The organism is Nostoc sp. UIC 10890, assembly GCF_054786515.1.
On sequence record NZ_JBSGKF010000137.1, the window covers coordinates 1 to 1,602 of the forward strand.

The following is a 1,602-nucleotide window of genomic DNA, read 5'->3' on the forward strand; positions in this document are numbered from 1 at the left end:
TTTAAGCAATCAGTTAACTTTATTGGTTGTGTAGCTCAAGCGGTTAGCGCTGGTGGTTTACGCAAAATGAATGTCGCTAGTGGAGAATATTTCAAAGCTAACCCTAATAACTTTGGAGAACCTGTTAGCGGTGGCAATCTGGGCATGATTCCCGAATGGCTAAAGACCCATTTGCACCCAGGCAATGGGCAACCAGATCCAGCTAGAACATTACTTCAATTCTTCCCGGAATTGATTCAACAGCATGAAAGGGAAGTCATACCCAGAGGAGAGAAGATTGCCCCATCAGACGCAGTTAATCATCTGGAGTCCATTTTTTCAAAGCCTTATCAAGAAGTGGAATTTCTGGAAGTAGAAGAGAGCAGTATTTCTGAGGCTGATTTAGACCAAATTGTGGCGATCGTTGCAGCTACTGCTAATCCTCCAGCTTCTTTTGCGGCTATCAGAAACAGCCGCAAGTGGGGCGAAGAGAAAAAGAGCGTTCTTTACTTGAGGAATGCCTTGTCACAATTGATTGACACTAACCGATTGTGCGGAAATGAAAAAGATGGCTTCAGCGTTTTTACCATTAATCACTAATATTCGTCACAGTTCTCGTTGAGTTCCGGTCGAGTTCCGGTCGAGTTCCGGTATTCTTACATCATTAAATACGGCTAAAAAATAGAGCCTTTTTATTTCTCCAGCAAGATTTAATTTTTCTAACCATTTTCCAGAATGTGGGAGCATAGGAAGTTTTAAAATGAGCGATAAATTAACCACAGCATTACAAAAATTAGCCATAAGTCCAGTTAAAGCAGACAGGCTGGCTATTTATAGATTGGAAAAAGAGTACGGCGCTTCTTTATCAGAAATCGTTGGTGAACTCGAAGATTATGCCATCGTTCACCAATCTATTCAAGACGAAAGAGCTAAACCCAGAAATCAGTTGATTATCCTTTGCTGCTATGGCTGTCTTTGGGGTGCAGTTTTCGGAATTGCGACGTTATTTATCAAGCCCAGCGTTACTGTGGCGGCGATTGGGTTGGGTTTTACGGCTGGGGTGTCTGGGAAATTGTTGGTTCAAAAAGGGAATAAGTTGAATCGGTTCGTCGGTACACTAGAGAAACCAGAATGGGTAGCTGTAGATGTATGCACAATTCTGGAAATCCAAAATGTCTCACAAGCTCTAGCTTCTTTTGATACGAATGAGAATATATTTTAGGTTAGCTATTGAAAAAAATTGTTTATTATATAACAATGTGTGGTAAACAATGCAAGAGTCATTTTCTAATTCAGCAGGCAGGCATCTACAAGATGCCCAAATTCTTTTGAAAGAGCAACGATGGGATAACGCCGTTTACCTAGCAGGTTATGTTGTAGAATGCTCCTTTAAAATACTTGTTGAGCAATACTTTAAGCACGATCAAGGTGCAGTAAAAAAATATGGACACGACCTTACTGAGCTTGAGGGAAGGGCAATGGAACGCTTGCGTGTTCTCTATCCTATTCTAGATAGGCAACTTCCTGCTTCACGAATAGTTGGTACTGTTTTAGCTCAAAATCATCCAGAGAGGAGATATTCAAAATCAGGGCTTTGGGCTGAAGCTGATGCAAAAACTGCCG

1 protein-coding gene and 2 pseudogenes are annotated in these 1,602 nt (G+C 41.3%); all 3 read left to right on the plus strand.

The genetic code is table 11. The annotated features are described in order from the left end of the window. A pseudogene (locus ACWATR_RS39895) lies at window positions 1-579 on the plus strand (hypothetical protein); the annotation flags it as partial. A 160-nt stretch (window positions 580-739) separates the two neighbouring features. Beyond that, complete coding sequence (locus tag ACWATR_RS39900; protein ID WP_460345882.1) at window positions 740-1,201, plus strand: hypothetical protein; 462 nt, start codon at window positions 740-742, stop codon at window positions 1,199-1,201. A gap of 49 nt (window positions 1,202-1,250) precedes the next feature. Then, window positions 1,251-1,602 (plus strand): annotated as a pseudogene (locus tag ACWATR_RS39905) (hypothetical protein); the annotation flags it as partial.